The organism is Aerosakkonema funiforme FACHB-1375, from assembly GCF_014696265.1.
Taxonomy (GTDB): Bacteria; Cyanobacteriota; Cyanobacteriia; order Cyanobacteriales; family Aerosakkonemataceae; genus Aerosakkonema; species Aerosakkonema funiforme_A.
This window is the reverse complement of the sequence record NZ_JACJPW010000035.1, coordinates 24179-50392: the sequence shown is the minus strand read 5'-3', so window position 1 is coordinate 50392 and position 26214 is coordinate 24179. Positions and strand designations below refer to the sequence as shown.

Annotated in this window: 22 protein-coding genes and 1 pseudogene; 10 read left to right on the top strand and 13 right to left on the bottom strand. The window is 43.8% G+C overall.

Going from position 1 to position 26214, the window contains the following annotated elements:
* Nucleotides 1-39: 39 nt before the first annotated feature.
* Nucleotides 40-2619 (top strand): CHAT domain-containing protein, encoded by a 2580-nt coding sequence (locus H6G03_RS15060; protein WP_190465181.1) that lies wholly within the window; start codon nucleotides 40-42, stop codon nucleotides 2617-2619.
* A 263-nt stretch (nucleotides 2620-2882) separates the two neighbouring features.
* Nucleotides 2883-3491: a cysteine dioxygenase family protein gene (locus H6G03_RS15055; RefSeq protein WP_190465180.1), complete on the top strand. Its 609-nt coding sequence runs from the start codon at nucleotides 2883-2885 to the stop codon at nucleotides 3489-3491.
* Between the two features lie 161 nt (nucleotides 3492-3652).
* Here H6G03_RS15055 and H6G03_RS15050 read toward each other — a convergent pair whose 3' ends face one another.
* From H6G03_RS15050 to egtC, 6 genes are all read right to left on the bottom strand, one after another.
* Nucleotides 3653-5011 carry a TrpB-like pyridoxal phosphate-dependent enzyme gene (locus tag H6G03_RS15050; protein WP_190465179.1) on the bottom strand — a complete coding sequence of 453 codons (1359 nt, stop codon included), beginning with the start codon at nucleotides 5009-5011 and terminating at the stop codon, nucleotides 3653-3655.
* Between the two features lie 92 nt (nucleotides 5012-5103).
* Complete coding sequence (locus H6G03_RS15045) at nucleotides 5104-6558, bottom strand: methyl-accepting chemotaxis protein (RefSeq protein WP_190465178.1); 1455 nt, start codon at nucleotides 6556-6558, stop codon at nucleotides 5104-5106.
* 356 nt (nucleotides 6559-6914) lie between these two features.
* Complete coding sequence (gene egtD / locus H6G03_RS15040; protein ID WP_190465177.1) at nucleotides 6915-7979, bottom strand: L-histidine N(alpha)-methyltransferase; 1065 nt, start codon at nucleotides 7977-7979, stop codon at nucleotides 6915-6917.
* 41 nt (nucleotides 7980-8020) lie between these two features.
* Nucleotides 8021-8320, bottom strand: coding sequence for a hypothetical protein (locus tag H6G03_RS15035; RefSeq protein ID WP_190465176.1), 300 nt, complete (start codon nucleotides 8318-8320; stop codon nucleotides 8021-8023).
* Nucleotides 8321-8367: 47 nt separating this feature from the next.
* Complete coding sequence (locus H6G03_RS15030; protein ID WP_190465200.1) at nucleotides 8368-9621, bottom strand: SUMF1/EgtB/PvdO family nonheme iron enzyme; 1254 nt, start codon at nucleotides 9619-9621, stop codon at nucleotides 8368-8370.
* 52 nt (nucleotides 9622-9673) lie between these two features.
* A complete protein-coding gene (gene egtC, locus H6G03_RS15025; protein WP_190465175.1) occupies nucleotides 9674-10462 on the bottom strand; it encodes an ergothioneine biosynthesis protein EgtC in 789 nt (262 codons plus the stop codon).
* Nucleotides 10463-10647: 185 nt separating this feature from the next.
* On the opposite strand from egtC, the gene H6G03_RS15020 reads away from it, so the two are divergent.
* The 3 genes from H6G03_RS15020 to H6G03_RS15010 are packed head-to-tail and all read left to right on the top strand — an operon-like array spanning nucleotide 10648 to nucleotide 12181.
* Nucleotides 10648-11007, top strand: a complete 360-nt coding sequence (locus H6G03_RS15020) for a hypothetical protein (protein WP_190465174.1) — start codon at nucleotides 10648-10650, stop codon at nucleotides 11005-11007.
* 48 nt (nucleotides 11008-11055) lie between these two features.
* Nucleotides 11056-11406: a DUF6717 family protein gene (locus H6G03_RS15015; protein ID WP_190465173.1), complete on the top strand. Its 351-nt coding sequence runs from the start codon at nucleotides 11056-11058 to the stop codon at nucleotides 11404-11406.
* A 22-nt stretch (nucleotides 11407-11428) separates the two neighbouring features.
* Nucleotides 11429-12181, top strand: coding sequence for a nucleotidyltransferase domain-containing protein (locus tag H6G03_RS15010; RefSeq protein ID WP_190465172.1), 753 nt, complete (start codon nucleotides 11429-11431; stop codon nucleotides 12179-12181).
* Nucleotides 12182-12396: 215 nt separating this feature from the next.
* Here H6G03_RS15010 and H6G03_RS15005 read toward each other — a convergent pair whose 3' ends face one another.
* From H6G03_RS15005 to bchM, 3 genes are all read right to left on the bottom strand, one after another.
* The gene (locus H6G03_RS15005) at nucleotides 12397-12774 is read right to left on the bottom strand and encodes a DUF423 domain-containing protein (protein WP_190465171.1); all 378 of its coding nucleotides are present in this window, start codon (nucleotides 12772-12774) and stop codon (nucleotides 12397-12399) included.
* A 17-nt stretch (nucleotides 12775-12791) separates the two neighbouring features.
* Entirely contained in the window at nucleotides 12792-13151 is a 360-nt protein-coding gene (locus tag H6G03_RS15000) for a hypothetical protein (protein ID WP_242060406.1), read from the bottom strand.
* Between the two features lie 97 nt (nucleotides 13152-13248).
* Nucleotides 13249-13941, bottom strand: a complete 693-nt coding sequence (gene bchM, locus H6G03_RS14995; protein WP_190465169.1) for a magnesium protoporphyrin IX methyltransferase — start codon at nucleotides 13939-13941, stop codon at nucleotides 13249-13251.
* Nucleotides 13942-14034: 93 nt separating this feature from the next.
* On the opposite strand from bchM, the gene H6G03_RS14990 reads away from it, so the two are divergent.
* Nucleotides 14035-14880 carry a GNAT family N-acetyltransferase gene (locus tag H6G03_RS14990; RefSeq protein WP_190465168.1) on the top strand — a complete coding sequence of 282 codons (846 nt, stop codon included), beginning with the start codon at nucleotides 14035-14037 and terminating at the stop codon, nucleotides 14878-14880.
* A 255-nt stretch (nucleotides 14881-15135) separates the two neighbouring features.
* Here H6G03_RS14990 and nagA read toward each other — a convergent pair whose 3' ends face one another.
* Nucleotides 15136-16314 carry an N-acetylglucosamine-6-phosphate deacetylase gene (gene nagA, locus H6G03_RS14985; RefSeq protein ID WP_190465167.1) on the bottom strand — a complete coding sequence of 393 codons (1179 nt, stop codon included), beginning with the start codon at nucleotides 16312-16314 and terminating at the stop codon, nucleotides 15136-15138.
* Between the two features lie 259 nt (nucleotides 16315-16573).
* Between nagA and purE the strand changes: the two genes are divergently transcribed.
* Nucleotides 16574-17095, top strand: a complete 522-nt coding sequence (gene purE / locus H6G03_RS14980) for a 5-(carboxyamino)imidazole ribonucleotide mutase (RefSeq protein WP_190465166.1) — start codon at nucleotides 16574-16576, stop codon at nucleotides 17093-17095.
* 69 nt (nucleotides 17096-17164) lie between these two features.
* Here purE and H6G03_RS14975 read toward each other — a convergent pair.
* A pseudogene (locus H6G03_RS14975) lies at nucleotides 17165-19723 on the bottom strand (WD40 repeat domain-containing protein); the annotation flags it as partial.
* Nucleotides 19651-20895, bottom strand: a complete 1245-nt coding sequence (locus H6G03_RS14970; RefSeq protein WP_190465164.1) for an AAA-like domain-containing protein — start codon at nucleotides 20893-20895, stop codon at nucleotides 19651-19653. The pseudogene H6G03_RS14975 and the gene H6G03_RS14970, both read right to left, overlap by 73 nt.
* 676 nt (nucleotides 20896-21571) lie before the next feature.
* Between H6G03_RS14970 and H6G03_RS14965 the strand changes: the two genes are divergently transcribed.
* A complete protein-coding gene (locus H6G03_RS14965; RefSeq protein WP_242057060.1) occupies nucleotides 21572-23083 on the top strand; it encodes an ammonium transporter in 1512 nt (503 codons plus the stop codon).
* A gap of 292 nt (nucleotides 23084-23375) precedes the next feature.
* Here H6G03_RS14965 and H6G03_RS38055 read toward each other — a convergent pair whose 3' ends face one another.
* The gene (locus H6G03_RS38055) at nucleotides 23376-23843 is read right to left on the bottom strand and encodes a hypothetical protein (protein ID WP_242060405.1); all 468 of its coding nucleotides are present in this window, start codon (nucleotides 23841-23843) and stop codon (nucleotides 23376-23378) included.
* Here H6G03_RS38055 and H6G03_RS14960 point away from each other — a divergent pair.
* On the top strand, nucleotides 23806-25098 hold the full coding sequence (locus H6G03_RS14960) for an ammonium transporter (RefSeq protein WP_456057570.1): 1293 nt from the start codon (nucleotides 23806-23808) through the stop codon (nucleotides 25096-25098). The genes H6G03_RS38055 and H6G03_RS14960 overlap by 38 nt on opposite strands.
* A gap of 203 nt (nucleotides 25099-25301) precedes the next feature.
* Nucleotides 25302-26165 (top strand): GDSL-type esterase/lipase family protein, encoded by an 864-nt coding sequence (locus H6G03_RS14955; RefSeq protein ID WP_322111912.1) that lies wholly within the window; start codon nucleotides 25302-25304, stop codon nucleotides 26163-26165.
* Nucleotides 26166-26214: the final 49 nt, after the last annotated feature.

Below are 26214 nucleotides of genomic sequence, written 5' to 3'. Positions count from 1 at the left end.
TATAATTACACTAAAACTGCCATACACTATAAACCAACAATGAATTTGAAAAAAAGCTTATTGCGATCTTTCTGGAATATCGGATTGGGATGCTTGGCTCTATTTTCAGTAACGGTAATGTTTCCCTACGTTACTTATCCTAACGATAGAGTCCCGATCGCACAGCAAACTTCAGCACCCAGACAACTTGTAGAACAGGGAAGAGAACTCTATCAAGCCGGACGCTATCAAGATGCGATCGCCCTTTGGCAACAAGCCGCCAAAGCTTTTGAAGCTGAAAGTGCTATTCTCCCTCAAGTCTCCGTATTAAACTATTTATCTTTAGCTTATCAAGACCTGGGACAAGCCCAACTTTCTCGCGCCGCAGTCGATCGCAGCCTGCAATTGCTCAAAAGTCAGGGTAAACTCAACCGACAAGGCTTATCTTTACTGGGACAAGCCCTTAACGCCCAGGGAAATTTACAAATAAAGACAGGACAAACTCAAGCAGCTTTAGATACTTGGATACAAGCAGAATCTGCCTACAAACAAGCAGCAAATCAAACAGGTATTATCGGCAGTAGCATCAATCAAGCCCAAGCACTACGAATATTAGGAAATCACCGACAGGCTCGCTCTATTTTGCAAGAAAATTTACAAGAAATTCAAACTCAACCAGATAACAAATTGAAAGCAAGCGGATTGCGGAGTTTAGGAATCGCTCTACAATTAATCGGCGATCTGCGACAGTCTTATGAAGTGCTAAAACAAAGTTTAGCAGTAAGTCGGAGTACCGGAAACGATAACGATCGATCTGCTACATTCCTCGATATAGGTAACGTCGCCAGGGAATACGGAGAACCCAGAGTAGCTTTAGATTACTATCAAAAAGCAGCCCAAATCAGTAGCAATCCTTTATTACAAACTCAAGCTCTCGTTAACCTATTCAGTTTAAGGGTAGAAGAAAACAAAACAGAAGAAGCGATCGCCCTTTTACCTGAGATTGAATCTAAAATTGCCAGCCTGACCGTCGGTCGTCAAGCTATTTACATTCGCGTCAATTTTGCAGAAAGTTTAATGAAATTGGCAGTTCGAGAGCCAAAAACTCTGCCAGCAAAATTCTTGCAGGAGATTGCTACCAGTTTGGGTACAGCCGTACAGTTATCCCGCCAACTGCAAGACTCTACTGCGGAAGCTTATGCACTCGATCGACTCAGCCAGCTGTACGCACAACAAGAGCAAACAAAAGAAGCACAAACACTTGCACAACAGGCTTTCTACATTGCAAAACAGACAAACTCGAACGAATTAATAGCTCGCACTGCTTGGCAAGTCGGTCATTTACTCAAGCAGCAAGGCAAACGGGAAGAAGCGATCGCTGCTTATCAAGAAGCCTTTAAAGCACTCCAAGCTTTACGAAGCGACCTGATCGGTATCGACTCCGATATTCAGCTTAACTTTACCAAAAATGTCGAACCAATTCATCGGGAATTCGTAGACCTTTTGCTACAAGAAAACGCGACTCAAGACGACCTCAAAACGGCTCGTCAAGTCATAGAAGCACTACAATTAGCAGAACTCGATAATTTTTTCCAAGATGCTTGCCTGGATGCAAATCCCGTACAAATTGACCAAATCGACCCTACAGCTGCTGTAATTTATCCCATCATTTTGGCCGATCGCATAGAAGTGATTCTTTCCATTCCCGATCGACCGCTACGACACTACGCTACCAAAATACCTAAAGCAGAAATGGAAAAAACTTTAAAGCAGCTCTATTCATCCCTGAATCCCGAATTTTCCGACAAAGAACGCCTGCGTTACGCTCAGGAAGTTTTTAATTGGCTGATTCAACCTGCCAAAACCGATTTGAAGACTCACAATATTAAAACTTTAATATTTATCCCTGATGGATTATTGCGGAATATTCCGATGGCGGCTCTTTACGATGGTAAGCAATATCTGATCGAACAATACGCAGTTGTTCTCAGCTCCGGATTGCAACTGCTAGAGCCACAAACACTCAATAAAGAACAACTCAATGCCTTAACAGCAGGACTAACTGAAGCTAGACAAGGGTTTTCTGCTTTACCATCTGTAGCCCATGAAGTCAAGCAAATAGCCTTAGAAATAAATGTTTCTAAACTTTTATTAAACAAACAATTCACTCGCACAGCTTTAAAAAATCAAATCGAAGCCAAACCTTTTCGGGTTGTACATCTCGCTACTCACGGTCAGTTTAGTTCCAATCCGGAAGAAACATTTCTTTTAACTTGGGATGGACGGATTAACGTTAAGGAACTAGACGAGCTACTTCAAATCCGAGGAAGAAGCGAAAAAGATCCGATCGAACTATTGGTATTGAGCGCTTGTCAAACCGCTAATGGTGACTTGCGAGCTACCTTGGGTTTGGCAGGCGTTGCTTTGCGATCGGGAGCGCGAAGTACCCTTGCTACCCTGTGGTCTGTCAGGGATGAATCAACAGCCCAACTAATGATAGAGTTTTATCGGCAACTAACAAACACTCCTTCCAGCAAAGCCAATGCTTTGCGCCAAGCTCAATTAAATTTACTGCGACATCCCTCCTACAATCATCCATTTTTTTGGTCACCTTTTGTTTTAGTTGGTAATTGGCTTTAGACATCTCCTCCAAAAGAATCTCAAAGGGTAGGCAGGATGCCTACCCCACAAGAATTTTTGGAGATGTCTTTTGAAACCGAGGAATTGTAATTCAGGGCGATCGCACCGCAAACAACAAACTCTACAACTCTCTGAAACTGTTCAAATTGCTACTGCTGGCATCTGCTGATGAAGATAATCTGGAACTGGCGAATGGTTGCATAAATCAAGCACTTGCCATTACCGATGAATATCCCGATTGTGAGACAGGGTAGGCTATTTATATGAAAAACCGCGATTTTTTGGTAACTGGAGATGGAAATTGGCAGGTATGCAAACCCGCAAAAGAGTGGGATCTGTTGCGGACTCCCTACTACCTGCACCGATTTCTCACCGAAGTGGAAGATGTACTCAACCAAGGCTACGACGAAATTGAGTGTTTGGCAGCATTACGGTTAATCGTGCGGCGGCTGATTACCAACTCTTACTGGCTTCGGACTCAAAAACCCGAACCTTCGGACACCGGGATTCCGGCATTGATGCTGTATGACGAACTTGGCTACCCGTTGACGGTGCAAACCGCACTCGCGCAACCGGGAATCGTTTCTACCATTCACAATCATGGAAATTGGGGGATTATTGCCATTCTGGAAGGAGAGGAAAGCAACACGATCTGGCGGCGCGTCCCCGATGCCAAGTTTCCCCATCGAATTGAATCGGTCGGCGAAATCATATTGCTTGAGGGTGATATTATCAGTTTCACCAGTGATGCTATCCATAGCGTCAAAGCAATTGGCGAAGAACCAACTTTTAGTTTCAATCTTTATGGTGAAACCTATCATTACCGACGTTTTGAGTACGATCCGATCGCCCACACTGCCAAAAATTTTTAACGCTATGCAGTTTGTGCGAATATCCATTAAATCGAAGATAAAATATCCGTTAGTCTTGCAACCGCAGCCTTGACAAATTGATGCGGCAATTCATCTCCCTCAATATTTTGTCGAATGAGAATTAACAACTGAAGGCGGCAAAAAATCAGCCAACATTCGTTTTAACCAACAACGGGTAATCCAGAAAGAGCCATCGCCACTTCTTCCGCACTGTATTCAGTATCTACCAATTTTCCAGCTTGATAATCCATGTAAGCTTGCATATCGAAGTGTCCGTGACCGCAAAGGTTAAATAGAATCACTTTACTTTCCCCAGACTCCTTGCATTTTAATGCCTCGTCGATCGCTGCTTTCACTGCATGATTGGCTTCGGGAGCGGGTAAAATACCTTCTGCACGAGCAAAAGTCAACCCTGCCGCGAAACAACCTAACTGATATTCCGCACGCGGTTTCGCCAATCCCAAATTCACTACATGACTTACCAGGGGAGCCATCCCGTGATACCGTAAGCCACCTGCATGAATGCCTTCCGGTACAAACGTGCTACCCAAAGTGTGCATTTTTACCAATGGAGTTAAGTGAGCCGTATCGCCAAAATCATAAGCATACTTGCCACGAGTCAGAGATGGACAAGCCGCAGGTTCGACAGCAATAATCTCCACATCTCTTTCACCCCGCAGCTTTGCACCCAGAAACGGAAAAGCAATGCCAGCGAAGTTGCTACCCCCACCCGTACAACCAACTACAATATCTGGATAATCTCCAGCCATTTCTAACTGTGCTAAAGCTTCCAAGCCAATTACGGTTTGGTGCAACAAAACGTGGTTAAGAACGCTACCCAAAGCATACTTAGTTCCGTCATCTTGGGCAGCAACTTCTACCGCTTCACTAATAGCAATGCCCAAACTACCGGTACTGTTGGGGTGCGATGCTAGGATCGATCGCCCAGCTTGAGTTTCTTGACTGGGACTGGCAACTACTCTCGCTCCATAAGCTTCCATCAACGCACGGCGGTAAGGCTTTTGGTGATAGCTAACTTTTACCATATAAACTAATACTTCCAACCCAAACAATGCCCCCGCAAACGCTAGCGAGGAACCCCACTGTCCGGCTCCCGTTTCCGTACTCAATCGTTTTACGCCTGCCTGCTTGTTATAGTAAGCTTGTGCAACGGCAGTATTGGGTTTGTGACTTCCGGCAGGGCTGACACCTTCGTATTTGTAGTAAATCTTGGCGGGAGTATCGAGGACTTTTTCCAGTCGGCGGGCGCGATAAAGTGGTGTCGGTCGCCATTGACGGTAGATAGATTTTACTTCGTCTGGTATCTCAATCCAACGTTGTTGAGTGACTTCCTGTTCGATGAGACTCATCGGAAAAAGCGGAATCAGGTCATCGGGAGTAATTGGTTGACCCGTACCGGGATGGAGAACGGGGGGTAAAGGTGTGGATAAATCTGCCTGTATGTTGTACCAGGCAGTAGGCATTTGGTCTTCCGAGAGGAGGTATTTGATGGTGTTCATTCTAGATGTCAGAGATATGCGAGTTAAGATTTCTATTGTCGCCGATCGCTCCGGCAATACCAAGTTGGCGGCAGTTGTGCGATCGTTGTCTCTTAAACAACTGCCTTAAGGTTGCGTGCGCTATCATCGAGTTTTTGAATTCCCAGCCTTACTTGAGAAATACCGCCAGTTGTTTCCTTTGCTGCCGAGTTAATTGTATTCATAGCATCGGCAACTTGATTTATGGCAACTGCTTGCTGATTGATATTGAGCGAGATTTGTTGGTTGTTTAAAGCAACGCTGTCGATCGCATTCATCACTCCCGTGAAGGCTTCTGCTGTGCTTTTGGCAACTTCGACTCCTTCTTCTACAGTTTTAGTACCTTCATTCGTGACGATTGCTGTTGAATCGATCGCACTTTGAATATCAGCAACAAGGATGTTAATTTTTACTGCGGATTTTTTACTCTCATCTGCTAGTTTGCGAATTTCCGCCGCCACAACTCCAAACCCTTTACCATTTTCTCCCGCCCGCACCGCTTCTACCGTTGCATTTAGGGCTAGCATATTTGTCTGATTGGCGATATCGCTGACAAAACGCGAGATTTCGCCGATTTGATTCGTCTGCTGACTCAAGTGTAAAATTTGCTCGGCGATCGCGCTCACTTTTTCCTTTAGTTTAGCCATCCCATCTAAACTATATGCTACTGATTTGCTGCCCTTTAAAGCTAGGTTTAATGCCTCACGGGCACCAGTAGCAGCAGATTCTGCTTGTTTGGCGGATTGTTGGGAAGAAACGCCCAATTCATCCATTGTGACGGTCGTTTGGTTCACAGAACCAACCTGTTGACTGCTCGCACGTTCCTGCTGTTCTACTGTCACAGCCAATTCACTTGCACAGCTGACTATCACTTCTGTTTCTCTATCTATACTCTGGGCTACTTTTTTGCATATCCAATAAGCTGCGATCGCATTCAGGATCGCAGAAAAAAATGCCCCTCCCACTGCCATTAAAACTAGAGAGTTCAATGTATTTTTTGCTTCTGTTTGAGTTGCCCTCAGTTCTGCTCTTGCTGCCTCGCTAAATTCTCGGTTCAGTTTATCGAACTTATCAACCCTAATTACCCCTTTTCCTGATAGTACTATTGCCAATCCTTCTTCCCTTTTGCCAGACATTGCCATTTTAATTACGCCATTAGCAAAGTCATTTTTCCATTCCCTGCCCTGAACAATCATTTTAGTTAGACGCTCTTTTTGTTCTGGCTTATCGACAACTTTTTGGGCAGCTTCAGAAGCATTTTGGAATGATAGCCAGTTGGTTTCAAATGTGTTTAGTAAATCTGGTCGCTTGAAGAGAAGAAACCCTCTAAAATCACGCACCATCATCAACAATGACACAGCCATTTGATTTGTTTGAACGATCGCTTCTTCCGCTCTATCTATTTTAACAAAACCCTCAGATACTCTAACCGAAGCAACCCCTATTATTACGCTTTCTACAATCATTAAGGTAATCGGTAAAGAATACCCCAGCCACAATAACTTTCTCAGCTTTAAGTTGGCTAACATAATCAGCCACCCTTTAATTTTTTCTTACAATTATAATTAAAACACTTTTGTAAGCAAAATTACTCAGTAATTATACTAAAATTTCATACACTTTGTTAAAATGTCATAACAAGCGCTTTTCGCATCTGAGTTTTAAGCAATTGCTTATAACGGATTTCAGTTCCCTAAAGTACAGCCTAGAAACCGGGTTTCTGTGTAGCTATGGACAAAATTGTAGGCTGGGAGTGCCCAGGCTACAATTACCTTTGGTTTATTTACCTCAAGAGCAAAGTTAAAAAATGTATTTATTTCTTAAAATAACGTGAAAGGCGCACATATTTGTGCGCCTCAACAAAACCAGAAAATAATCCTGCTTTTTAAGCAGTAACGGAGACTGATTTTGTCTTTTGCATCTGACAAAGAAGGACACCAAACCACTGATTTGGGTCAGTCCAAACCTGAAGAGGTACTAAATCGTGTCCCTGGAGTTCCTTCTGTATGGAGTTGAGGTCGAATTTGCGGGAAATTTCCGTAAAAATTGTTTCGCCTTTTTCAAACTCAACTGTGAGGTCGAGAGCGCGTAATTGCACAGTTTGCGATCGCACACTCCGCAAGTGCATTTCAATTTGAGACTGAGATTTGTTGTAAAAAGCCCAGTGTTCAAATTGCGCTTTGTCAAAATTGCCATCAAAACGCCAGTTCAGATGCTCCAGCATATTCAAATTAAAAGCTGCCGTGACACCTTGACTGTCGTTATAAGCTGCATTCAGCAGATATTCCGACTTTTGCAGATCTACGCCAAGCAAGAAATATTCCCCTACATTGAGCGCATCGGCGATTTGGGATAAAAAGCGATCGCACTCTTCTCGATTGAGATTACCCAGCGTGCTACCCAAAAAACAAATCATCCGCGTCGCCAAGCGAGATGCTTCCAGTCTTTCCAGCGCCAGTTCGTAAGTGCTAACCAAAGCTCGAACAACCAGCGATGGATAATCTGCCAACAATTCCCTCGCACTGCTTTCGAGGATGCCAGCACTCACGTCGATCGGCACATAGCCCAGGGGGTAGCCTAATTTATTGTAGGCATCAAGTAGAATGCGGGTTTTAGTTGAACTACCGCTACCCAGTTCCACAATTTCGCACGCACCCGTCAGTCGAGCAATTTCAGCAGCGCACCCTTGCAAAATTGCACCTTCTGTGCGTGTGAGATAGTATTCCGGTAACTCGCAGATTTGCTCAAATAATTGGGAACCGGGATCGTCATAAAAATATCGCGGCGGTATAGTTTTGGGAGTCTGAGTCAATCCCCAGACAACATCGCTACCGTCAGACTGTTTATGTTGGGAAAGCGCCGTGGCGCTGAGTAGATACTCTATCTGCAAGCGTTTTTCGATCGTGTATGGAAAAGCAGCTTTACCGCTTGCAGTTTTAGATATCGTCATTCAACCTCCGTTTGTATGGGAGCGATCGCGCTTCGCGCACGCTACAATAACGCCAAATAAAAAAGATTTGCACAACAGACTAAATCAGTGAAACACAAAGCACCACACGATAAAATCGCACCAGCGCAAGATGTTTCCAAATCGCGTCCGTTCTTTCCGTATTTTCCCACCAAAAGGCGACTTAAGATCCTTGTCTGGTTGTGCCGATAGTGTAAGAGTGATGCGGAAAATTTTCTGCTGGGATAGAGGAGTAAATTTTTACCGCAGATGTACGCAGATATACGCAGATAAGAGAGGGATATTTTTACGCGATCGATGTTACCGGATATGATATGACTCATGGTGCCGATGTTTCAAAACTATCACAATCCCTAACGCCCTTCTTCCCCTAACCCCTACCTATTGCACACCGAAATCCTGCCAAAATTTGCCGCACACCTGGGTGATACCAGTTGCGAAAGCTACAGCGCAATGCCCAAGGACGGGTGGCCCAACTGCCACCTTTCAGCACTCGATGCTGTCGATCGAAATAAACTTGCGAATATCCCCGGTAAGGATAGTACTCAAAACCTTCGTAACCATCGAACCAACTAGATGTCCATTCCCAGACATTCCCCAGAGTATCGTACAAACCGTATGCACTTTGACCGGCAGGGTAAGCAGTTACTGGGGTGGTGGGATTTTGGATTGCGGAATTTCCTTGTTGCTTCTGTTTTATGCAGTCGTGATTGCATAGATGCGCGTTCGGTTTTTCCTCACCCCACGGATATGTGCGCCGACGATTGGCTGCTGCATCCCAACTAGCCGCTTTTTCCCATTCTGCCTCTGTTGGCAGTCGCTTGCCCACAAATCGCGCAAAGGCATCTGCTTCGTACCAGCTAACGCCACAAACGGGACGATCGTCCCATGCTGAGTCTTCTATCCAATAAAGCGGTTGTGTAAATTGATTTGCTTGCAACCATTCCCATCCCGCAGGTGTCCACCATTGCCGATTTTGATAGCCTCCTGCTTCCATAAACAAGCGATATTGTCCGCAAGTCACCGGGTAGCGATCGATCTGATAAGTATCCAGGTAAACTCGATGACAGGGGCGTTCGTTATCCAAAGCATCGATCGTATCATTCCCCATCTCAAACTCACCCGCCGGAATTGCGATCGTCTCTGTTAGTTGTCCGTTGTCAGTTATTAGTTGTGTTTCTGAAAATTGAGGATTGAGCGATGACCGTCGTTGCAATTGCAATAGGAAATAAATAATTTCGCTGTGCTGGCTTTCATGTTGAATGATAAACCGCCAAAGACGTTCTTCCTCATCTAAAGGCGCTCTTTCCAAATAATCAAAAACTTCTTTTCTTACTGTATCCAAATAAGCGCAAATTTCTGCAAGTGTCGGTAAATTAACCCGTTCTCCCTTCAGTAAACCATCAGCTGCCAACAAGTGACGATAGGGGATAATTTTTCCATCCTTGGTAAGAGGAGGTAACTGCGATTTTGCACAATGTTCCAACAACCACAAAGCCTCCGCGTAGCCAATATGACCTAAATGCCAACCTACAGGACTAAATTCTGGATGCGGTTGTTGGGAAAAAGTTGTGCGATCGATATCTTCAAATAGCGCCAAAGTACCAGCACGACAAAGCTGCATCGCCTGTTTAATTTCTTGTCGCCGTTCGTCTGCGGTACTGGACTGGCTTAGTTCAGAACGAATCGATTTGGATATCAAGGTCTTCTCCCACACTAATAACGCTATTTTCAGAAAAGCCGATCCAATTCCCAGCAAATAAAGGTTCCGAAGCAATAATTACCGCATTTGGAAAAGCTGGATCGTCCCGCAACCAATAAAGCGAAGGTGCAGGTTTCCCCCTACCAAAGCGAGATGCAACTAATTGCTTTCCATCCGTAACAATGATGTTGGCAGAGATATTGACTTGATGCAATTGCGCCAACTCCGACAAAGTTATTAACGTATTTTGCAATGCTTTTTCTAAATTAATATCTGGGTTAGCTAGCAACTCGTTAATCAGCAGTGCGAAAATATGTTCTGAATCTGTAGAACCATCAATCGCCTGGTAAGTTTCATCCCTCAGTCGGCTGCGTATCGGTCTGTATAAACTATGGCGAAAATTTTCGATAAAGCCATTATGAGTGAATAACAAACGATCGCTACGAAAAGGCTGACAATTACTCAAATCTACTGCTTGTCCCGCAGTGGCACTACGAACATTGGCAACAATGCAACCCGACTCGATATAGCGACTGAGGTTCGGTAAGTTAATATCGTTCCAGATGGGCAGCAAATTTTTGTAAGTAAAAGGATCGGTGTCTCGTTGTGCGTGATACCAACCAATACCAAACCCATCAGCATTCAACAACCCAGATGTCATCTCTCTTGGTTGGTAGCTTTGTTCGATCAGCGAATGCTCCGGTTTGGATAAAATATAATCGAGCAGAATCGGTGGGCCAAGATAACCAAGCAATCGGCACATATTGAGGCATCTTTTGCTAATTTAATAGCATTTTAGGTTACTTTCTGCCTATTGAATCTAAATTTCGATTTGAGTGCAGCACAGAGATCCCCGACTTCTTGGAGAAGTCGGGGATCTGCCCAAACATTTATGATTTTAGAGCATATAATATAATTGACAGCGTAAAATTTTTATGGTATTGAAAGATGAAAATAATTCAAAACCAGATTTTTGCAACGATCGCTACAGCTACAGCGCTGGCATTTCCAATAGTTTTATTAGTAACTTTACCGACAAGAGCGATCGACATTCCGCAGCGCGTCACAAATGGTTTATTTCGATCGAGTTCGGAAGACTTCTTCAGAGAAGGAAGGCGGCAATTTGAGAGAGAAATTCAAATTCTGCAAAACAGACGCCTTGACTCGGAAAATCCTATCCTTAATACCGATGACGTGCGAACGCAAGAGCAATTATCGCCTCTAGAAATGCGGAACAATTCGCCTGGAGGTGTCGATCGACCTGGCTCAAAAAAATCTCGTAATTTTTTCAGAGGTAGGCGCGATTAGGGTGGGCATTGCCCACCTTTATACAACCTTGATAAGGAGATAAATTTAATGTCTAACGCCATGATGGTAATCTTTCCATATCGATATGAGTATACCTGGGTTTTTGATGACGATCGCGTCGGACTTATTCGCGAACCATTTGTCAGCGGCATCCCCCAAATGATAGATCTTCTCGTGCAAAATATCCCGAACGCGGATAAAGGATTCAAACTTTTGTTTTCCGAAAATCCTTTTCCAGGATATCAAGCCGAATTGGTTTTTGTCAAACAAGAATATGGCGGCAATTGGTATCGCTGGCAAGATAAAAATATGGAAGGTTGGTTATGTCCTGCGTTGTTCAAATATTTCAATCAAACACCAAATAAAATATACTGCAAAGCTGAAAAAATACCCAATTAGTTTTTTATAACAGCAAACAATTATGGCAAATGAACAGCAGTTGATAGCAGTCACAGACGAGCAACCATACCCGCTTTTATTCGCCACAATTAGCGGGGCACATTTGTATGGTTTCCCCTCAGCAGACTCTGACTTTGACTTGCGCGGTTGCCACATTTTGCCAGTACCGGAAGTGATAGGATTAGATCCAGGACGGGAAACGATCGAACTTTCCGAAATCCGCGACAATTTAGAAATTGACCTCGTAACTCACGATATCAAAAAATTCTTTTCGCTGCTACTCAAAAAAAATGGCTACGTTTTAGAACAGTTGTATTCGCCCTTGGTTGTTCGCACTACGCCAGAACACGAAGAATTGAAAGTTATTGCCAAAGACTGCATCACCCGCCATCACGTTCATCATTATTTGGGATTCGCCAAAACGCAATGGAAATTGTTTGAAAAAGAGCGGCGAATTAAACCTTTACTTTATATCTATCGCGTGCTGCTGACAGGCATTTACCTGATGCAAACAGGCGTTGTAGAAGCGAACTTAGTGACATTGAATGAAAATTTTAAATTGCCTTACATTCCCGATCTAATTGCACGCAAATTAGAGGGTGGAGAAAAATCTGTATTGGCAGATGTCGATATAGAGTTTCATCAAAGAGAATTTAATCGTTTGCTTGGTGAATTAGAAACAGCTTCTCAAAATAGTACATTACCGGAATCCCCTGCTGCTAAACAGGCGTTAAACGATTTGCTGATAAGGTTGAGAATGCGATCGGTTGGTTAAAAATTACACCCAATAATTATCTGTGGGAATTGGGGTTTAAATTTTTACCGCAGATGTAAGCAGATTAACGCAGATTAACGCAGATAAGAAAGCGATTTTTTAGGTAACTGATGCTTGTAATTTGTAGGGTGTGATAGGTATGGGTGACAAGTTTAGTACTTTCAACCAATAATTAATTTTCCGTACCTTTCCCCACCCTACGGTTAGATATTCAGCTACTTAAAGCTGAAAGCAGCAACTGCCAAACAACCCCATCCCACGATAAAAGCTACTCCCCCCAAGGGTGTTATTGCTCCCAGCCATTTAACGCCACTCAAACTCAGCGCGTACAAACTACCGGAAAAAATGACAACACCAGCGATGAAAGCAAATCCAGATGCTATTAAAGAAGTTTGGGGTATTTCAGCGCGAGTTAACAGCAATGCCACTAACAAAAGTGCCAAAGCGTGATACATTTGGTAACGAACGCCTGTTTCAAAAATTTCGAGCGATCGCTCTGTTAATTTTTCTTTCAAAGCATGGGCTCCAAAAGCGCCCAGTGCCACAGATAATCCACCTAAAATAGCCGCCACGCTCAAAAAAATATTAGTCATAATCTGCTTTTGAACAATTACAAATGAAACCGATAAATAATGTCGCCGTTTTCAGTGACATGAAAATTGGCTTGAAACTCCTTGGCTTTTTCATCTAAATATTGCTTAGCTACTTTTCCAGGTAATTTTGCCTCCATTGCCAAGCGCAATACAGTGATTTGTCCGTTTCCTTCTTTGAGAATTTGATAAAAAATCGAATTGAGGCGATCGCATTCTTCTTTCTTTGCTTGTTTGTGCAATCCCCCCGCCAGCCAAGCACCCCACGCTACAGAGGGAATACCGAGGAATAAACCACCCAAGGCAGCATCTTTATCCTCCTGTATATCTTCTGGAGAAGCATCCTTATCTGGAAATGTCCAAACTAAGACTGGAACCATCAGAAAAATACCTCCAAATGCAAGCAGTAAACCCGCAGACAATTTTTTGATTATCTTCATAATAGTTCCAGCCGATCGCGCTACTATTGCTGCGATTTTAACTTGATTTACGAGTAGCTTCCAGTAGCCGCGAGAAATAAAAGCGGGTGCGGATCATATCTTGTCGCTGCACTGTAAAACCACAAGTTTTCAGGATTTCCACGATATCAGCTTCGCGATGCAGGTAAGCGCGAGTCGCTTTACTCGCACCTGGGAAAAAGCTGCCAATTTTTTTAAGCAAACTAAGACACAAAGTTTTCGGTGCAAAGCTGAGAATCAGACGGGACTCAGCTAAAGAAGCGAGGTGTGCAATCATCTCGGCTGCTTTATCTTGGGGATAGTGAATCAAGACATCGAGGCAAATGACGGTGTGGTATCTACCACTCAGCGCCTCTAAGTCTTGTACGGCGAAGGTGAGATTATCGGTGTTACTCAAAGCAGCTGCGGCTCTTTCCTTTGCTTCTGCCACCATTTTTTCGGAGATATCGCTAGCATAAACTTTAGCTCCATCTTGCGCCAAAGGAATGCTGAGACTGCCCACCCCGCAACCGGCGTCGCAGATTGATAGCTTTGACACATTGCCATCATACGTCAGCCAGCTGAGTGTGGTAGCTACTGTTTGTTGATGTCCCTCGCGGATATCGAGCTGGACTTTATTGACTTCGCCATCGCCATAAATACGCCGCCAGCGGTCAAAGCCTGTAGAGTTGAAGTAGTCCTGAACAATGGTTTTATCGTCGGCTGCGTTCATATAATTAATCTGCGCGAATTTGCAATTTTTCCCAACGGTTACATACTATACGGCTTATGACGCGCACTGGATAAAACTTTATTTCGCATAATTATGACTGCTGACAGATTTACAATTCGATCGATGAGCCTCTCTGATTTGGAACTCGCTCTCGACTGGGCAGCAACAGAGGGTTGGAATCCCGGTATTAACGATGCTAACGCCTTTTTTGCTGCCGATCCGGGGGGTTTCTTGATGGGAGAGATCGACGGGGAACTCATCAGTAGTATTTCGGCGGTACGCTACGACGATACTTTTGGTTTTGTCGGTTTGTATATTGTCAAACCCGATCGTCGGGGTCAAGGTTTTGGTTTGCGAACTTGGAATGCTGGTTTGCAGCTGTTGGGCGATCGCAACGTTGCCTTAGATGGTGTTGTAGCACAAGTGGAGAATTACCGCAAGTTTGGTTTTCAGGCAGCTTATCGTCATATTCGCTATGAAGGTGTGGGAATAGCGATCGCACCGCCTGACAATGTTGTATCTCTAAAAAATATCCCATTTACAGATATTCTGCAATACGATCGCCAACATTTTCCTGCTTCTCGTCCTGCGTTTCTAGAACAATGGATTAATCCGCCAGCGCGTGCGGGCTATGCCTATATTAAAAATGGCAATTTATCCGGTTATGGCGTAATTCGAGAATGCCGCACCGGATTTAAAATTGGCCCCCTCTTTGCCGATGATGCTCAAATCGCTGAAACTTTATTTCAATGTCTCAGCAGTTTTAGTTTCGGTAAACCCATATTTTTGGATACACCCGATGCAAATCCGCAGGCGATTGCTTTGGCTGAAAGTTATGGGATGAAGCCAGTATTTGAATGCGTGCGGATGTACAATCGCGGCACACCTAACATTGATATTGCCCATATTTTTGGAGTGACAACTTTAGAGTTAGGTTAGAAAATCTAGTTAGGGCGTCGGGCGTCGGGGCTAGGGGTTAGGGAAAGAAGTTTTTGTGGTGACAATAAAAACTTATCTTATCCGGTAGCATCGGTTGCACAAAAAATCACTTTCTTATCTGCGTTTATCTGCGTTTATCTGCTTACATCTGCGGTAGAAATTTAACCCCTAATACCCACAGATAATCTTTCCTATCGCTCATATACTACCAAAGCCACCGGACATGATATGAAACTTCTCTACAACTGATTTTCATCAAACATCTTCACAACTTGGAAATATTCTTTTCCATGTCAGTATCGCTTCGCCATTACCTTCCGCTTGAGTCATCTGCCAATGCAATAACTGAGACGCAGGTTTACCGATAATACCATTAATGCCGATCGCTTCTCTGGGTGCAACTGTCGCCAGTGCGATCGCTTCTTCCGCGTCGCAAATTCCCCACTTCACCAAATTCTGCACACCAACCAATAAAGGTAGCGTTGTCCCGGAAAGCGTTCCATTCAAAAGTCTCGCCGTGCCGTTTTTAACTTCTATTTCACGAGTATCCCACGGGTAAATACCATCCGGCAATCCCAAAGGTGCTAAAGCATCGCTGACTAAGAAAATTCCTTTCGCATAGCTGCTAGCTTTTAGCAATACTTTCATCATCGTAGGATCGACGTGCTGTCCATCACCGATCAAACCACACATAACATTCGGATTGGCGATCGCAGATCCCAACAAACCTGGTTCGCGATGATGTAAACTGGGCATAGCATTAAAGGCATGAGTCACCATCGTAGCGCCTAATTTAAATGCCTGTTCCGCTTGGGTAGATGTAGCTTGCGAATGCCCTAAACTAACAGTAATTCCCCAGGAAAGCAAATATGGAATTACTTCTGCGGTTGCATCTAATTCTGGTGCGAGAGTGATTACTTTGACTATATCTGCGTAATCTCCCAAAACTTGTTTTACATTATCAATTGTCAGCGGCAATAAGTACTCGGCTGGATGCGCCCCTCGTTTTTCAGGATTCAAAAATGGCCCTTCCAAGTGTACTCCCAAAATTTTAGCTGTAGGTTTATTTTGGGGTTGCCTTATCACAAAATCGGCAAAAATAGATAAACTTCGCTGAATGTTTTCTACTGAAGTTGTCACAAGGGTAGGCAAAAAAGCGTCAACGCCCCGCTCCCAGAGAAATTGACAAATTTCTGGCAATTTGTCCTGATTATCTGCATTCAAATCTGGAAATGCCAAGCCTAGCGCCCCATTTATTTGCAAATCGACACCACCCAGCGAAACCCACTCGCCCGCTACGTCGATAACTTGCTTATCCGGTGACGGTTTGCCAACAAGGTACATGGGCGAAATTTCTTGAATGATGCCGTCCGCATCAATTGATATTTGTTGTAAAGCTTTATATTCGGGTACTCTAGCGTTGATAATATCCATCGGGGCTGAGATCGGCTACTTTTGTACTGCTGTGATTATTTCCGATCTTCAATTTATCACGAATGGGATGCGATCGCGCTGTGAGAAACCCAATTTGCCAAAAAAATGGCTAAAATTTATGTATATATCGTATGTTTTTGTAAATTTATTAAAGTCGATCGATGTCTAAAATATAAATATAAAAAGCTGATATAGTTATATATGTTTATCAAACCAAAGTTTTCCGAACAACTGACAACTAACAACTGACAACTAACAAATGACTCAACCATTAGTAGGTATTATTATGGGTAGCGATTCCGATTTGCCCACCATGCAGGCAGCGATCGCAGTTTGCGAAGAATTCGGTGTCCCCTGCGAAGTCGCGATCGTCTCTGCCCACCGCACGCCCGATCGCATGGTAGAATACGCCAAAAGCGCTCACCAGCGAGGCATCAAAGTGATTATCGCCGGTGCGGGCGGTGCGGCACACCTACCCGGTATGGTTGCTTCCCTGACACCCTTACCCGTGATTGGCGTACCTGTCGCCAGTCGCCACTTGCAAGGTGTGGATTCCCTATATTCGATCGTACAAATGCCAGCCGGAATTCCCGTCGCAACAGTTGCGATCGGTAACGCCAAAAACGCGGGACTTTTAGCAGTACAAATCTTAGCTAGCCATCAGTCAGAATTGCTAGAAAAAGTTCAGCAATATCGTCAAAGTCTAGCAGAATCGGTATTACAAAAACAAGCGCAACTAGATGAAATAGGCTACAAGCAGTATTTGGATAAAATGCCTTAAAACTAATCGAAAAATTTACGGATATTGGGGAATTACTATGAAAACCCTCTTGCAATCATTCGTGTAAGTCTATGGTTTGGCTATGCGATCGCACAAATGACGATCGCTCTCCTCTACTCCCACATTTGTTCGTAAATAATCTCTTACCCAATTACAAGCATAATCGAGGTTATTGAGAGTACGAATTTGCTTTAAATCCCAAATAATAATCAAGCCATCATCTCCGCCAGAAACCAAAAAATTACCATCCGCAGTAAAATCCAGACTAATTACCATACCTTCATGTCCCGGTAAAGTATGCAGTAACTCTCCTGTGATGCTCCATAATTTTACCGTATTGTCAACTCCTCCAGTAGCAATTGTTTTACCATCTGGACTAAAGGTAACTCGCGTTAAACCGTTACTTTTTCCTGATACTCTTTTTAAGAGTTTTCCGTCTAATCGCCAAAAATTTAAAGTATCATCTCGACTGGCAGTAACAATTAGATTCCCTTGCGGACTAAAAGCCATTCCCCACACAGCACCATTATGTCTGAGTGTTCTTACTAGCTTGCCATCTTTGTGCCAGATTTTTACCGTACCATCTTCGCTGGCGGAGGCGATAAATTTACCATCAGAACTAAAGCCTAACTTCCAGATCCTTTCATTATGTGCGAAAAAACTGGTTAACAAATTTCCCTGAAAATCCCATAATTTAATCATTTTATTATCTCCTCCAGAGGCAATCATTTTGCGATCTGGAGTCACTGCAATTGCAAAAAGATTTACATTATTTCCTGGGAAAATTTTTAACAATTTTACCTTTAATTTATCATTAGTGTTTTTTAAATTCCAAATTTGGATATAGTTAATATCACCTGCCAGTATAATCCTACTATCGGTACTAAAAGTCAACGTCCTACCCTTAAATTCTTTTTGCGTAATACTTTTTTGAAGTAAGCCATTAGTACTCCATAATTTTATTGTATCATCACCACTTACTGAGGCAAATAGTTTACCATCTTTACTGGTAGCTAAATCCCAAATCGTGTCTTTATGGACGTATAGTGGTTTTAAGAGATATTTATTGCGTTTCCAGAGTTTAACTTTTCCATCATCACTAGCAGAAGCAGCTATAAGACCATTAGTACTCAATGCTACATCTCTCACAATAGCTTGATGTTGCTTTAAATTCCTAATAAAAGTGCCATTTATTTTCCAGATTTTTACGAAATTATCTCTACCACTGGTAGCAATATATTCACCTTTACAGTCAACGCCCACAATAGAATTATCGGTTTTGAGAGTTTTAACTAACTTGCCGTCAGTTTGCCATATTTTGGCAGTGTAATCAGCACTGACAGAAACTAATAAATTCTGTGATGGACAAAATGCCACATCCCAGACAGCATTTTTGTGTCCTTCTAGGGTTTTCAGTAAAGTACCGTCAATACTCCACAGTTTAACTGTAGAATCAAATCCAGCCGAAGCAACCATCTGGCTATTAGGGCTAAAGGCAACACTCCACACACTTTTTTGATGACCTCTTAAAGCTTGATGGAGTTTACCGTTTAATTTCCATAATTTGACAGTTCCATCCCCACTAGCAGAAGCAATCAGTTTACCATCAGGGCTAAAAGCTACTCCCCAAACTGCACTTTGATGCGCGGGAATATTTTTAATTAACTTACCATCAACGCCCCAAAGTTTAAGACTCCCATCTAAACTGCCAGAAACAATCATACGACTGTCAGGGCTGAAAGCAACACGATGGACAGTTGCTGTATGCTTTAATGTCTGTAATAGTGTGCCGTCTAGTTTCCAAATTTTAACAGTTTTATCATTACTACCAGTAACAATTAATTGATTATCTGGACTGATATCCACGCTTAAAACGCTGCCTTTGTGCCCAATCAAACGATTATATTCATTGTTGGAATAAACTGTTTGATTCAAGGCATTTTCTACACTTTCAATCGTTTTTACATCAATATTTTTTAAGTTTTGCAGGCGACGTTTAGCTTTAATGGCATCAATCATTGCATCTAACTCGCGATGTGATACAAATAATCCTTCCGAAGATGATGCTAACGCCTTGATTTCACTAATTCTGGCTTCTCTGTCACTAATTCGGGCTTTTCCGTATTGTATAAATGCGAATAATCCCAACCCCGAAGAAATGAGTAAAGCAACACTTATCGTCCCTAAAAATATTTTTTGTAATTTGGCTTTTTGTTGTTGCTCTTTCAATTGTGCTTCAATAGCTTTAGAGCGTTCTACTTCTAAAGCTAGTTGTACTTCTCTACTGTCAAATTCAACTGAAGCAGCTAAAAATTGATAATCTAAATCACTTAAACTTTTTCCTTGCGACCAAATTTGAGCATCTTTTAAGGCTTGTCCTCTCAATAACCGCGATTCATCGGTTTGTTGAGAAGCTATCCAGGCATCAAAGGTTTGCGAATAGGGACGCAATTTACCCAATTCTGAGGCAACCCATACCTGATTAAATACACTGGCATAAATTGGATTTTTGACTTTTAAATAACCTTGATATTTGACAATTAAGCCTGATAAAATTAATTCTGTATGTTCTTGGCTATCATTCGCTGTAACTTCTGTGCCTTGTAAAATTTGCTGATAAATTCCCAATCGAACTTAAGGCGATTGGCAACCTGAGTCACAGTATCTAGATACATTAAACTTTGTAACTTTTGATTTTCTTGTTGCAATTCTTCGATCCTAAGTACGGTTTTATTTTTGTTTGCTAAATTTAATTGCCGAAAATAAAGCCGATATAAATCGCAGGATACAATACAATTATTGCCCTCCAACTTAATTAAGCCCAGTCGCTCTAACTGATAGGAAATCAAAGGCTCTAATTCAATACTAGCTTCGGTTTCGATGACCTCTTGCAGTGCTGCTGCCAATTCCGATTGTTTTTCTACTGTCAACCAGAGGTTTCGTAAATGATCGCTATAAATACCAGTGTAAGTAGGAGCTTCTTGCAACAACTTTTCTAACGTGCCTTTATAACAACAAAGATTATAAAAAGCCATATGCACTAAATAGGGATGTCCTCCCACCATCTTGGTTAATTGCTGAATTTGATTTTTGCTCAAATTTAGTTGGAAGCGTTGTGATAAATCTTGAGCTTGCTCATCTGTAAATTCTTGTAATTTTAGAGTTAATCCTACATTAAATGGTGATTGATTAATGCTTAAAGAAGCATATATTTCTGTGGAATGTACTAAAACTAATCGAAGTTGCTGCCAAACTTCTACTGTTCTAGCTTGTTCGTGCCAAAAGCGCAAGAGTGAAAAAAAATCTTGGGCAATATCCGGGTATTCAAATAGCCGATTGACTTCATTAAGCGCTAACACTAACGGAGCATTAATTTGTCCTAACAAATATCCTTCCAAATAAATGGTGCAGCTGACTTTGCTACCCATACCTTCGTCCCAGTACTCATCCAGGCTGGGTGCTAGTTTTAACTGCCGTGCCAGGTTACTGCACATCCAGCGCAAGAATTTGTCGGAACTCTCAAAAATCGCGGTTTCAGCCTGCTGAAAATCGATTGTGGCTGTACAGTAGCCTAAAGTGGCAGCTTGGTTAAGCAGGCGCAGCATTAGGGAACTTTTCCCCATTTTTCTAGGCGCTCGAATGCGGATTAAACTACCAGGCTTGGATATTTCTGTATAGACGAGAGCTTCAGTGGGAGGCCGCTCAATATAAAATCTCGAATTAAGCGATATGGGGCTACCGGGAAGCTCAAGGTTTTCCGCCGTCAGGAAGTTGTTTTCTCGATCGCGACTACATATCATAAGCCTAGCCTGGTAAATTTACTTTCAATCTATATTAATCTCTATCTTAAGATATATTCTATTTATATAGAAAGTCTGTATGGCAGTGCAGCCAGACAGAAAAGTTTTGCTTTGGAAAAAAATGGTGTTTGTCGTAGAAGATCGACTAAAGTACCCACTTCGATCGCAACACTCTATGTTTGGGTCGATCGCATCTTGTCAATCGCTCGATTTTAATTGTATTTATTGACAATTATTCACAATAATTTAATTCACATAAAAATTATTCTGAGACACAAATGGCTTTTTTACTCCAGACATTCGTACCGCAGAGTCAAACCAGAAGCTCGCAGATTTGTAGCCCGATCGGAAGAAAAAGTATTATTTGATACAGAAATATTTTTTAAATGGAATGGAAAATCTTAGCACTTGCAGGGGTAAATAGCATTCTTTTGAGATGTTAATAGGGAATTTAATCCCAAGTTGAGTAATCTACTGCGTTTGTGCCGTATTGTATTTACACTAACTTCAAATTCATTGGTAAGCGGCAATTCGGACTAAACGGTTGGTTGTGTTTCGTTCAATCAAAGATAGTACAGAGATCGTGTCTAAACTCATGCTCAAAAAGAAGAGATCGAGAACTAAAACAAGGAAATTTTTTTCCAATTGGCAATTTCACCTTTCCGGAAATGCCAAAATGTTCAAACAGTTGCAAATAGCCATCAAGCGACTGTCTCCCAGTTGGCAAGCCTGCATTCCCCTGGCAACTTTGGTCGTGCTGACATGGGGTTACGTAGCCGTAGCCCAAGATGCTCCCGCCGCATCTGGGCCAACAACAGCCGAATTGAAGGTGGCTTTAGATACTCTATGGGTTGCGATCGCCGCTTTTTTAGTGTTTTTTATGAACGCCGGTTTCTGTATGTTAGAAACAGGCTTCTGCCGCGAGAAAAACGCCGTCAATGTATTAGCTAAAAACCTGATTGTCTTTGCCCTTTCTACCATTGCGTTCTGGGCAATTGGTTTTGGTCTGATGTTTAGCAATGGCAATGGTTTCATCGGCATCAGCGGTGGCTTTTTCCTCAGCGGAGCAGATAACAGTCCCGCCACAGGAGATGCTTATCAAGGTATCTTCAGCTCGCTCAACTGGACTGGCGTACCCCTTTCTGCCAAATTTTTGTTCCAGTTAGTATTTGCCGGCACAGCAGCAACGATCGTTTCTGGAGCCGTTGCTGAAAGAATTAAGTTCGTTGACTTCTTAATCTTCAGCGTCTTACTTGTGGGTATTGCCTACCCCATTACCGGACACTGGATTTGGGGCGGTGGCTGGCTGGCAAAAATGGGTTTCTACGACTTTGCCGGTTCAACCGTAGTTCACTCGGTTGGTGGCTGGGCAGCGCTCATGGGAGCTGCTTTTTTAGGCCCACGGCTGGGTAAATATCAAGATGGGCAAAGCTATGCTATGCCCGGTCATAACATGAGTATCGCCACTTTAGGTTGCTTAATATTGTGGTTGGGCTGGTTTGGCTTCAACCCCGGATCGACAATGGCTGCTGATGCTAATGCCATTACTCATATTGCGCTCACAACTAACATGGCCGGTGCTGTTGGTGGAGTTGTCGCCACAACTGTCGCTTGGCTGTACCTGGGCAAGCCAGACCTTTCCATGATTATCAACGGCATTTTGGCTGGTTTAGTTGCGATTACAGCATCTTGCGCTTACGTTAACGTTGGCAGCGCTTTCATCATTGGTTTAGTAGCCGGAGTAATCGTAGTTTTCTCAGTCACGTTCTTCGACAGAATTAAAATTGATGACCCTGTGGGCGCTACCTCAGTTCACCTCGTTTGCGGTGTGTGGGGAACCCTAGCTGTTGGTTTGTTTAGCGTTGGCCCTGACGTTTACTCTTGGTACACGAGTGGCCCTGCCAAAGGTTTACTCCTGGGTGGCGGCTTGACGCAGGTGATTCCTCAAGTAGTTGGCATTCTCTCTGTGGGAGGTATAACAGTTCTGGTCAGCACGATCTTCTGGTTGGCGCTGAAGTCCACCCTTGGTATCCGAGTAACTCCAGAAGAAGAAGTCGTCGGCTTGGATATTGGCGAACACGGTATGGAAGCTTACAGCGGTTTTCTCAAAGAAGCACGCGGTAGTAATATACAAGCTGCTGGCGATCGCGGTATCTCTAAGCCCGGTAACTTCACCACTGGTTTCTAGTTCGAGCTTAAAGTTAATTTGCAGCTTATATTGTCGCAAATTTGACTGAAGCTACTCTGTCCTGAGTTCTAAAGTTTATTTGAGATGAACTTAGGGCAGATATTTTTTTAGGCTGCAACTAATTTTCAGTTACAGCAACTCTCAATTTCCAAACGCTTGGAATCTAAGCTTTACAGACAAAGATCTGGTGATTTTTACCCGCTCAATTCGCTCCCTCACATTACATATTTTAGGGTAAAAATCTGTATAACACAATACAGAAAGCTGATACTTAAAGTTCGTTCAATTGAATTCATTTCTGCCAACTCTTCGATATTGAAGGGAACAAACAAGTGTTAAAAAAGTTTCTCATTGCTTGCTTAATCTCGGTGTGTCTATTTTTTGGGTTAATGGTGGAAAACACATTTGCCCAGGACGCATCACCTTTAGCAAGTCCTTCTCCTACGCTATCTAGTCCGGAAGCATCGCCATCGCCTACGGGTTCGCCGGAAGCATCACCATCGCCTACGGGTTCGCCAGAAGCGTCACCATCGCCCACGGGTTCGCCGGAAGCATCACCATCGCCTACGGTTTCCCCCACAGATGCTGCCAGCCCAAGTCCTACAAGTGAAATATCTCCATCCCCAACAGCTTCACCAGCAGAAGTAGCTCCATTACCTGTCGTCCCCACACCGGATGCTTCCAGCCAAGAAGCTTCTGGTGCTGCTACTGCACAGCCTGCGATCGATTTTGGTGACACAGCCTGGATGTTGATTTCCACCGGTCTCGTGTTGTTAATGACGCCCGGATTGGCATTTTTCTATGGAGGATTGGTGCGATCGCGCAACGTCCTCAACACCATGATGATGAGCTTGATCCTCATGGCAGTTGTCGGCGTTACCTGGGCGCTGTGGGGCTACAGTCTCGCCTTTGCACCAAATACCATCAACCCAGGACAAGATCCTGCTTTTACTGCCAATCCGTTCATCGGTAGCTTGAAATGGGCATTTTTAAGCGGCGTTGAGTTCGACAAACCAAGCGCGATCGGCTATGCCAGCACGATTCCGCATCAACTTTTCATGCTTTACAACATGATGTTCGCCATCATCACACCCGCCTTGATTTCGGGTGCGATCGTTGAGCGGATGAGTTTCAAAGCATATTTCTGGTTTATATTGCTTTGGTCTACCTTTATCTACTCTCCCCTAGCTCACTGGGTTTGGGGTAAAGGTGGCTGGCTCCTAGACTTGGGAGCATTAGACTTTGCCGGCGGTACAGTTGTACACATCAGTTCCGGTGTTTCCGCTTTGGTCGCAGTCTACATTCTTGGCCCCCGCAAAACCTACCCGACACAACCGGCAGCACCTCACAACGTCCCTTATGTCTTACTGGGAATCGGCTTGCTTTGGTTTGGTTGGCTTGGCTTTAACGGCGGTAGTGCCGGCGGAGCCTCCGGTCTGGCAGCCGTTGCTTCTGTAGCTACAACCGTAGCAGCAGCAGCTGCCGGTCTGACCTGGATAATTGTGGAATGGGTACTTCGAGGTAAGCCAACTGCGATCGGCATTGCCACCGGCTTCCTCGCCGGACTCGTAGGCATCACCCCAGCAGCAGGATTCGTTTCTCCCATTGCAGCTATTTTGATCGGTTCGATCACCTCTCTTTGCTGTTTCTATTCTGTTAGCCTCAAGGCTAAATTGCAATTTGACGATTCTCTCGACACTTATGCCGTCCACGGTGTCGGCGGTACAGTAGGCGCTCTTCTGACAGGCGTTTTCGCCAACAAACTGATTAACTCAGGTGGAGCCGATGGCTTACTTGCAGGCCATCCAGAGCTATTGTGGAAGCAATTCGTTGGTGTGGCGGCAACCTACGTTTTTGCAGCGATCGGCACATTGATCATCCTCAAAGCTTTGGGGGCAGTTATGGCTTTGCGTGTCAAGCCGATCGTCGAAGAGCAAGGGTTGGATATCAACGAACACGGCGAAGAAGGTTACGGAGAAGAGTTTGCTTCGGGGCTAAGTTTTAAAAACGAGTAGCCGTGCTTCTCCTTTTGGGAAAGAGTTTGCAGTTCAGGGTTCATAGCCGCGAAAACGCAAAAGTAAGCTATGAACCATGAACAATCACTGATATGTGTTAAAAATATTCAATGAAACCTGACCTAAGTCAGGTAAAATAGGTTCTTGTCTCAAGACCGATTTCCATACTTTCCGTAAGGTTTTTATCAGTTAAATTCGATCGAGTGCCCCATCGCTGGAAAACCTATCCTAACTGGGCGATTTTATCCCTCGCTGCTAATGGGTTATTAATGCTGCTGCTAGTCTGGCTGCTGCGGGATTACTGGTCGCCCATAGAATCCCGCCTCAATGCCACGACAACGCGAGAAAACCTGATGCGCGAATTACCTGCATCCTCCTCTGGGTTGGGGCAGCGCCATCGCCTCAGCTATCAAAAGTGGGTGAGTATCCTGGCACAGGAAGCAAAAGTAGTAGCCGATAAACCGCCCCAGCATTTAAACATCTTGGCTGGGGATTCCTTGAGTTTGTGGTTCCCGCCAGATTTATTACCTCTCGGTAAAAGCTGGCTAAATCAGGGGATTTCCGGGGAAGTTTCCGCTGGGCTGCTGCGGAGATTAGATTTGTTTGACCGCACCCACCCTGAGACTATTTTTGTCATGATTGGCATCAATGACTTGATTCGCGGGGTGTCAGACGAAGACATTTTATGGAGCTATCGTTTAATTGTGCGGCGTCTGCGGCGGGTTCACCCCCAAGCGCAAATTGTAGTGCAGTCGATTTTGCCGCACGGGGGGGAAGAGTCAACTTGGGAGGGACGCGATCGCTTACTTGCCATTCCTGCCGATCGCATTCGTTCGCTTAACCAAGAACTTGAGAGGATCGCTCAAGAAGAAAATGCCAAGTACTTCGATTTATATCCCCTCTTTACTGACGATCGCGGCAATCTCCGCCTCGAACTGACTACAGATGGATTACACCTGAGTCGTCAAGGCTACCTAGTTTGGCGTTCCGCTTTGATACTCTACAGCCAAACACAACTTCAGCCACCAACACCTAATGCTTCTCTTCCCCGACGCCCTGCCCCCTAGCCCCGACGCCCTTTCTTCAGTGGTAGTCTGATAACAGCTGGATATGGAT

What these genes read in the sequence shown, in the direction of transcription:
- H6G03_RS15060 (WP_190465181.1), top strand. Translation starts at nt 40, where the DNA reads ATGAATTTGAAAAAAAGCTTATTGCGATCTTTCTGGAATATCGGATTG.
- H6G03_RS15055 (WP_190465180.1), top strand. Translation starts at nt 2,883, where the DNA reads ATGAAAAACCGCGATTTTTTGGTAACTGGAGATGGAAATTGGCAGGTA.
- H6G03_RS15050 (WP_190465179.1), bottom strand. Translation starts at nt 5,011, where the DNA reads ATGAACACCATCAAATACCTCCTCTCGGAAGACCAAATGCCTACTGCC.
- H6G03_RS15045 (WP_190465178.1), bottom strand. Translation starts at nt 6,558, where the DNA reads ATGTTAGCCAACTTAAAGCTGAGAAAGTTATTGTGGCTGGGGTATTCT.
- egtD (WP_190465177.1), bottom strand. Translation starts at nt 7,979, where the DNA reads ATGACGATATCTAAAACTGCAAGCGGTAAAGCTGCTTTTCCATACACG.
- H6G03_RS15035 (WP_190465176.1), bottom strand. Translation starts at nt 8,320, where the DNA reads ATGAGTCATATCATATCCGGTAACATCGATCGCGTAAAAATATCCCTC.
- H6G03_RS15030 (WP_190465200.1), bottom strand. Translation starts at nt 9,621, where the DNA reads ATGCAGCTTTGTCGTGCTGGTACTTTGGCGCTATTTGAAGATATCGAT.
- egtC (WP_190465175.1), bottom strand. Translation starts at nt 10,462, where the DNA reads ATGTGCCGATTGCTTGGTTATCTTGGCCCACCGATTCTGCTCGATTAT.
- H6G03_RS15020 (WP_190465174.1), top strand. Translation starts at nt 10,648, where the DNA reads ATGAAAATAATTCAAAACCAGATTTTTGCAACGATCGCTACAGCTACA.
- H6G03_RS15015 (WP_190465173.1), top strand. Translation starts at nt 11,056, where the DNA reads ATGTCTAACGCCATGATGGTAATCTTTCCATATCGATATGAGTATACC.
- H6G03_RS15010 (WP_190465172.1), top strand. Translation starts at nt 11,429, where the DNA reads ATGGCAAATGAACAGCAGTTGATAGCAGTCACAGACGAGCAACCATAC.
- H6G03_RS15005 (WP_190465171.1), bottom strand. Translation starts at nt 12,774, where the DNA reads ATGACTAATATTTTTTTGAGCGTGGCGGCTATTTTAGGTGGATTATCT.
- H6G03_RS15000 (WP_242060406.1), bottom strand. Translation starts at nt 13,151, where the DNA reads ATGGTTCCAGTCTTAGTTTGGACATTTCCAGATAAGGATGCTTCTCCA.
- bchM (WP_190465169.1), bottom strand. Translation starts at nt 13,941, where the DNA reads ATGAACGCAGCCGACGATAAAACCATTGTTCAGGACTACTTCAACTCT.
- H6G03_RS14990 (WP_190465168.1), top strand. Translation starts at nt 14,035, where the DNA reads ATGACTGCTGACAGATTTACAATTCGATCGATGAGCCTCTCTGATTTG.
- nagA (WP_190465167.1), bottom strand. Translation starts at nt 16,314, where the DNA reads ATGGATATTATCAACGCTAGAGTACCCGAATATAAAGCTTTACAACAA.
- purE (WP_190465166.1), top strand. Translation starts at nt 16,574, where the DNA reads ATGACTCAACCATTAGTAGGTATTATTATGGGTAGCGATTCCGATTTG.
- H6G03_RS14970 (WP_190465164.1), bottom strand. Translation starts at nt 20,895, where the DNA reads ATGATATGTAGTCGCGATCGAGAAAACAACTTCCTGACGGCGGAAAAC.
- H6G03_RS14965 (WP_242057060.1), top strand. Translation starts at nt 21,572, where the DNA reads ATGTTCAAACAGTTGCAAATAGCCATCAAGCGACTGTCTCCCAGTTGG.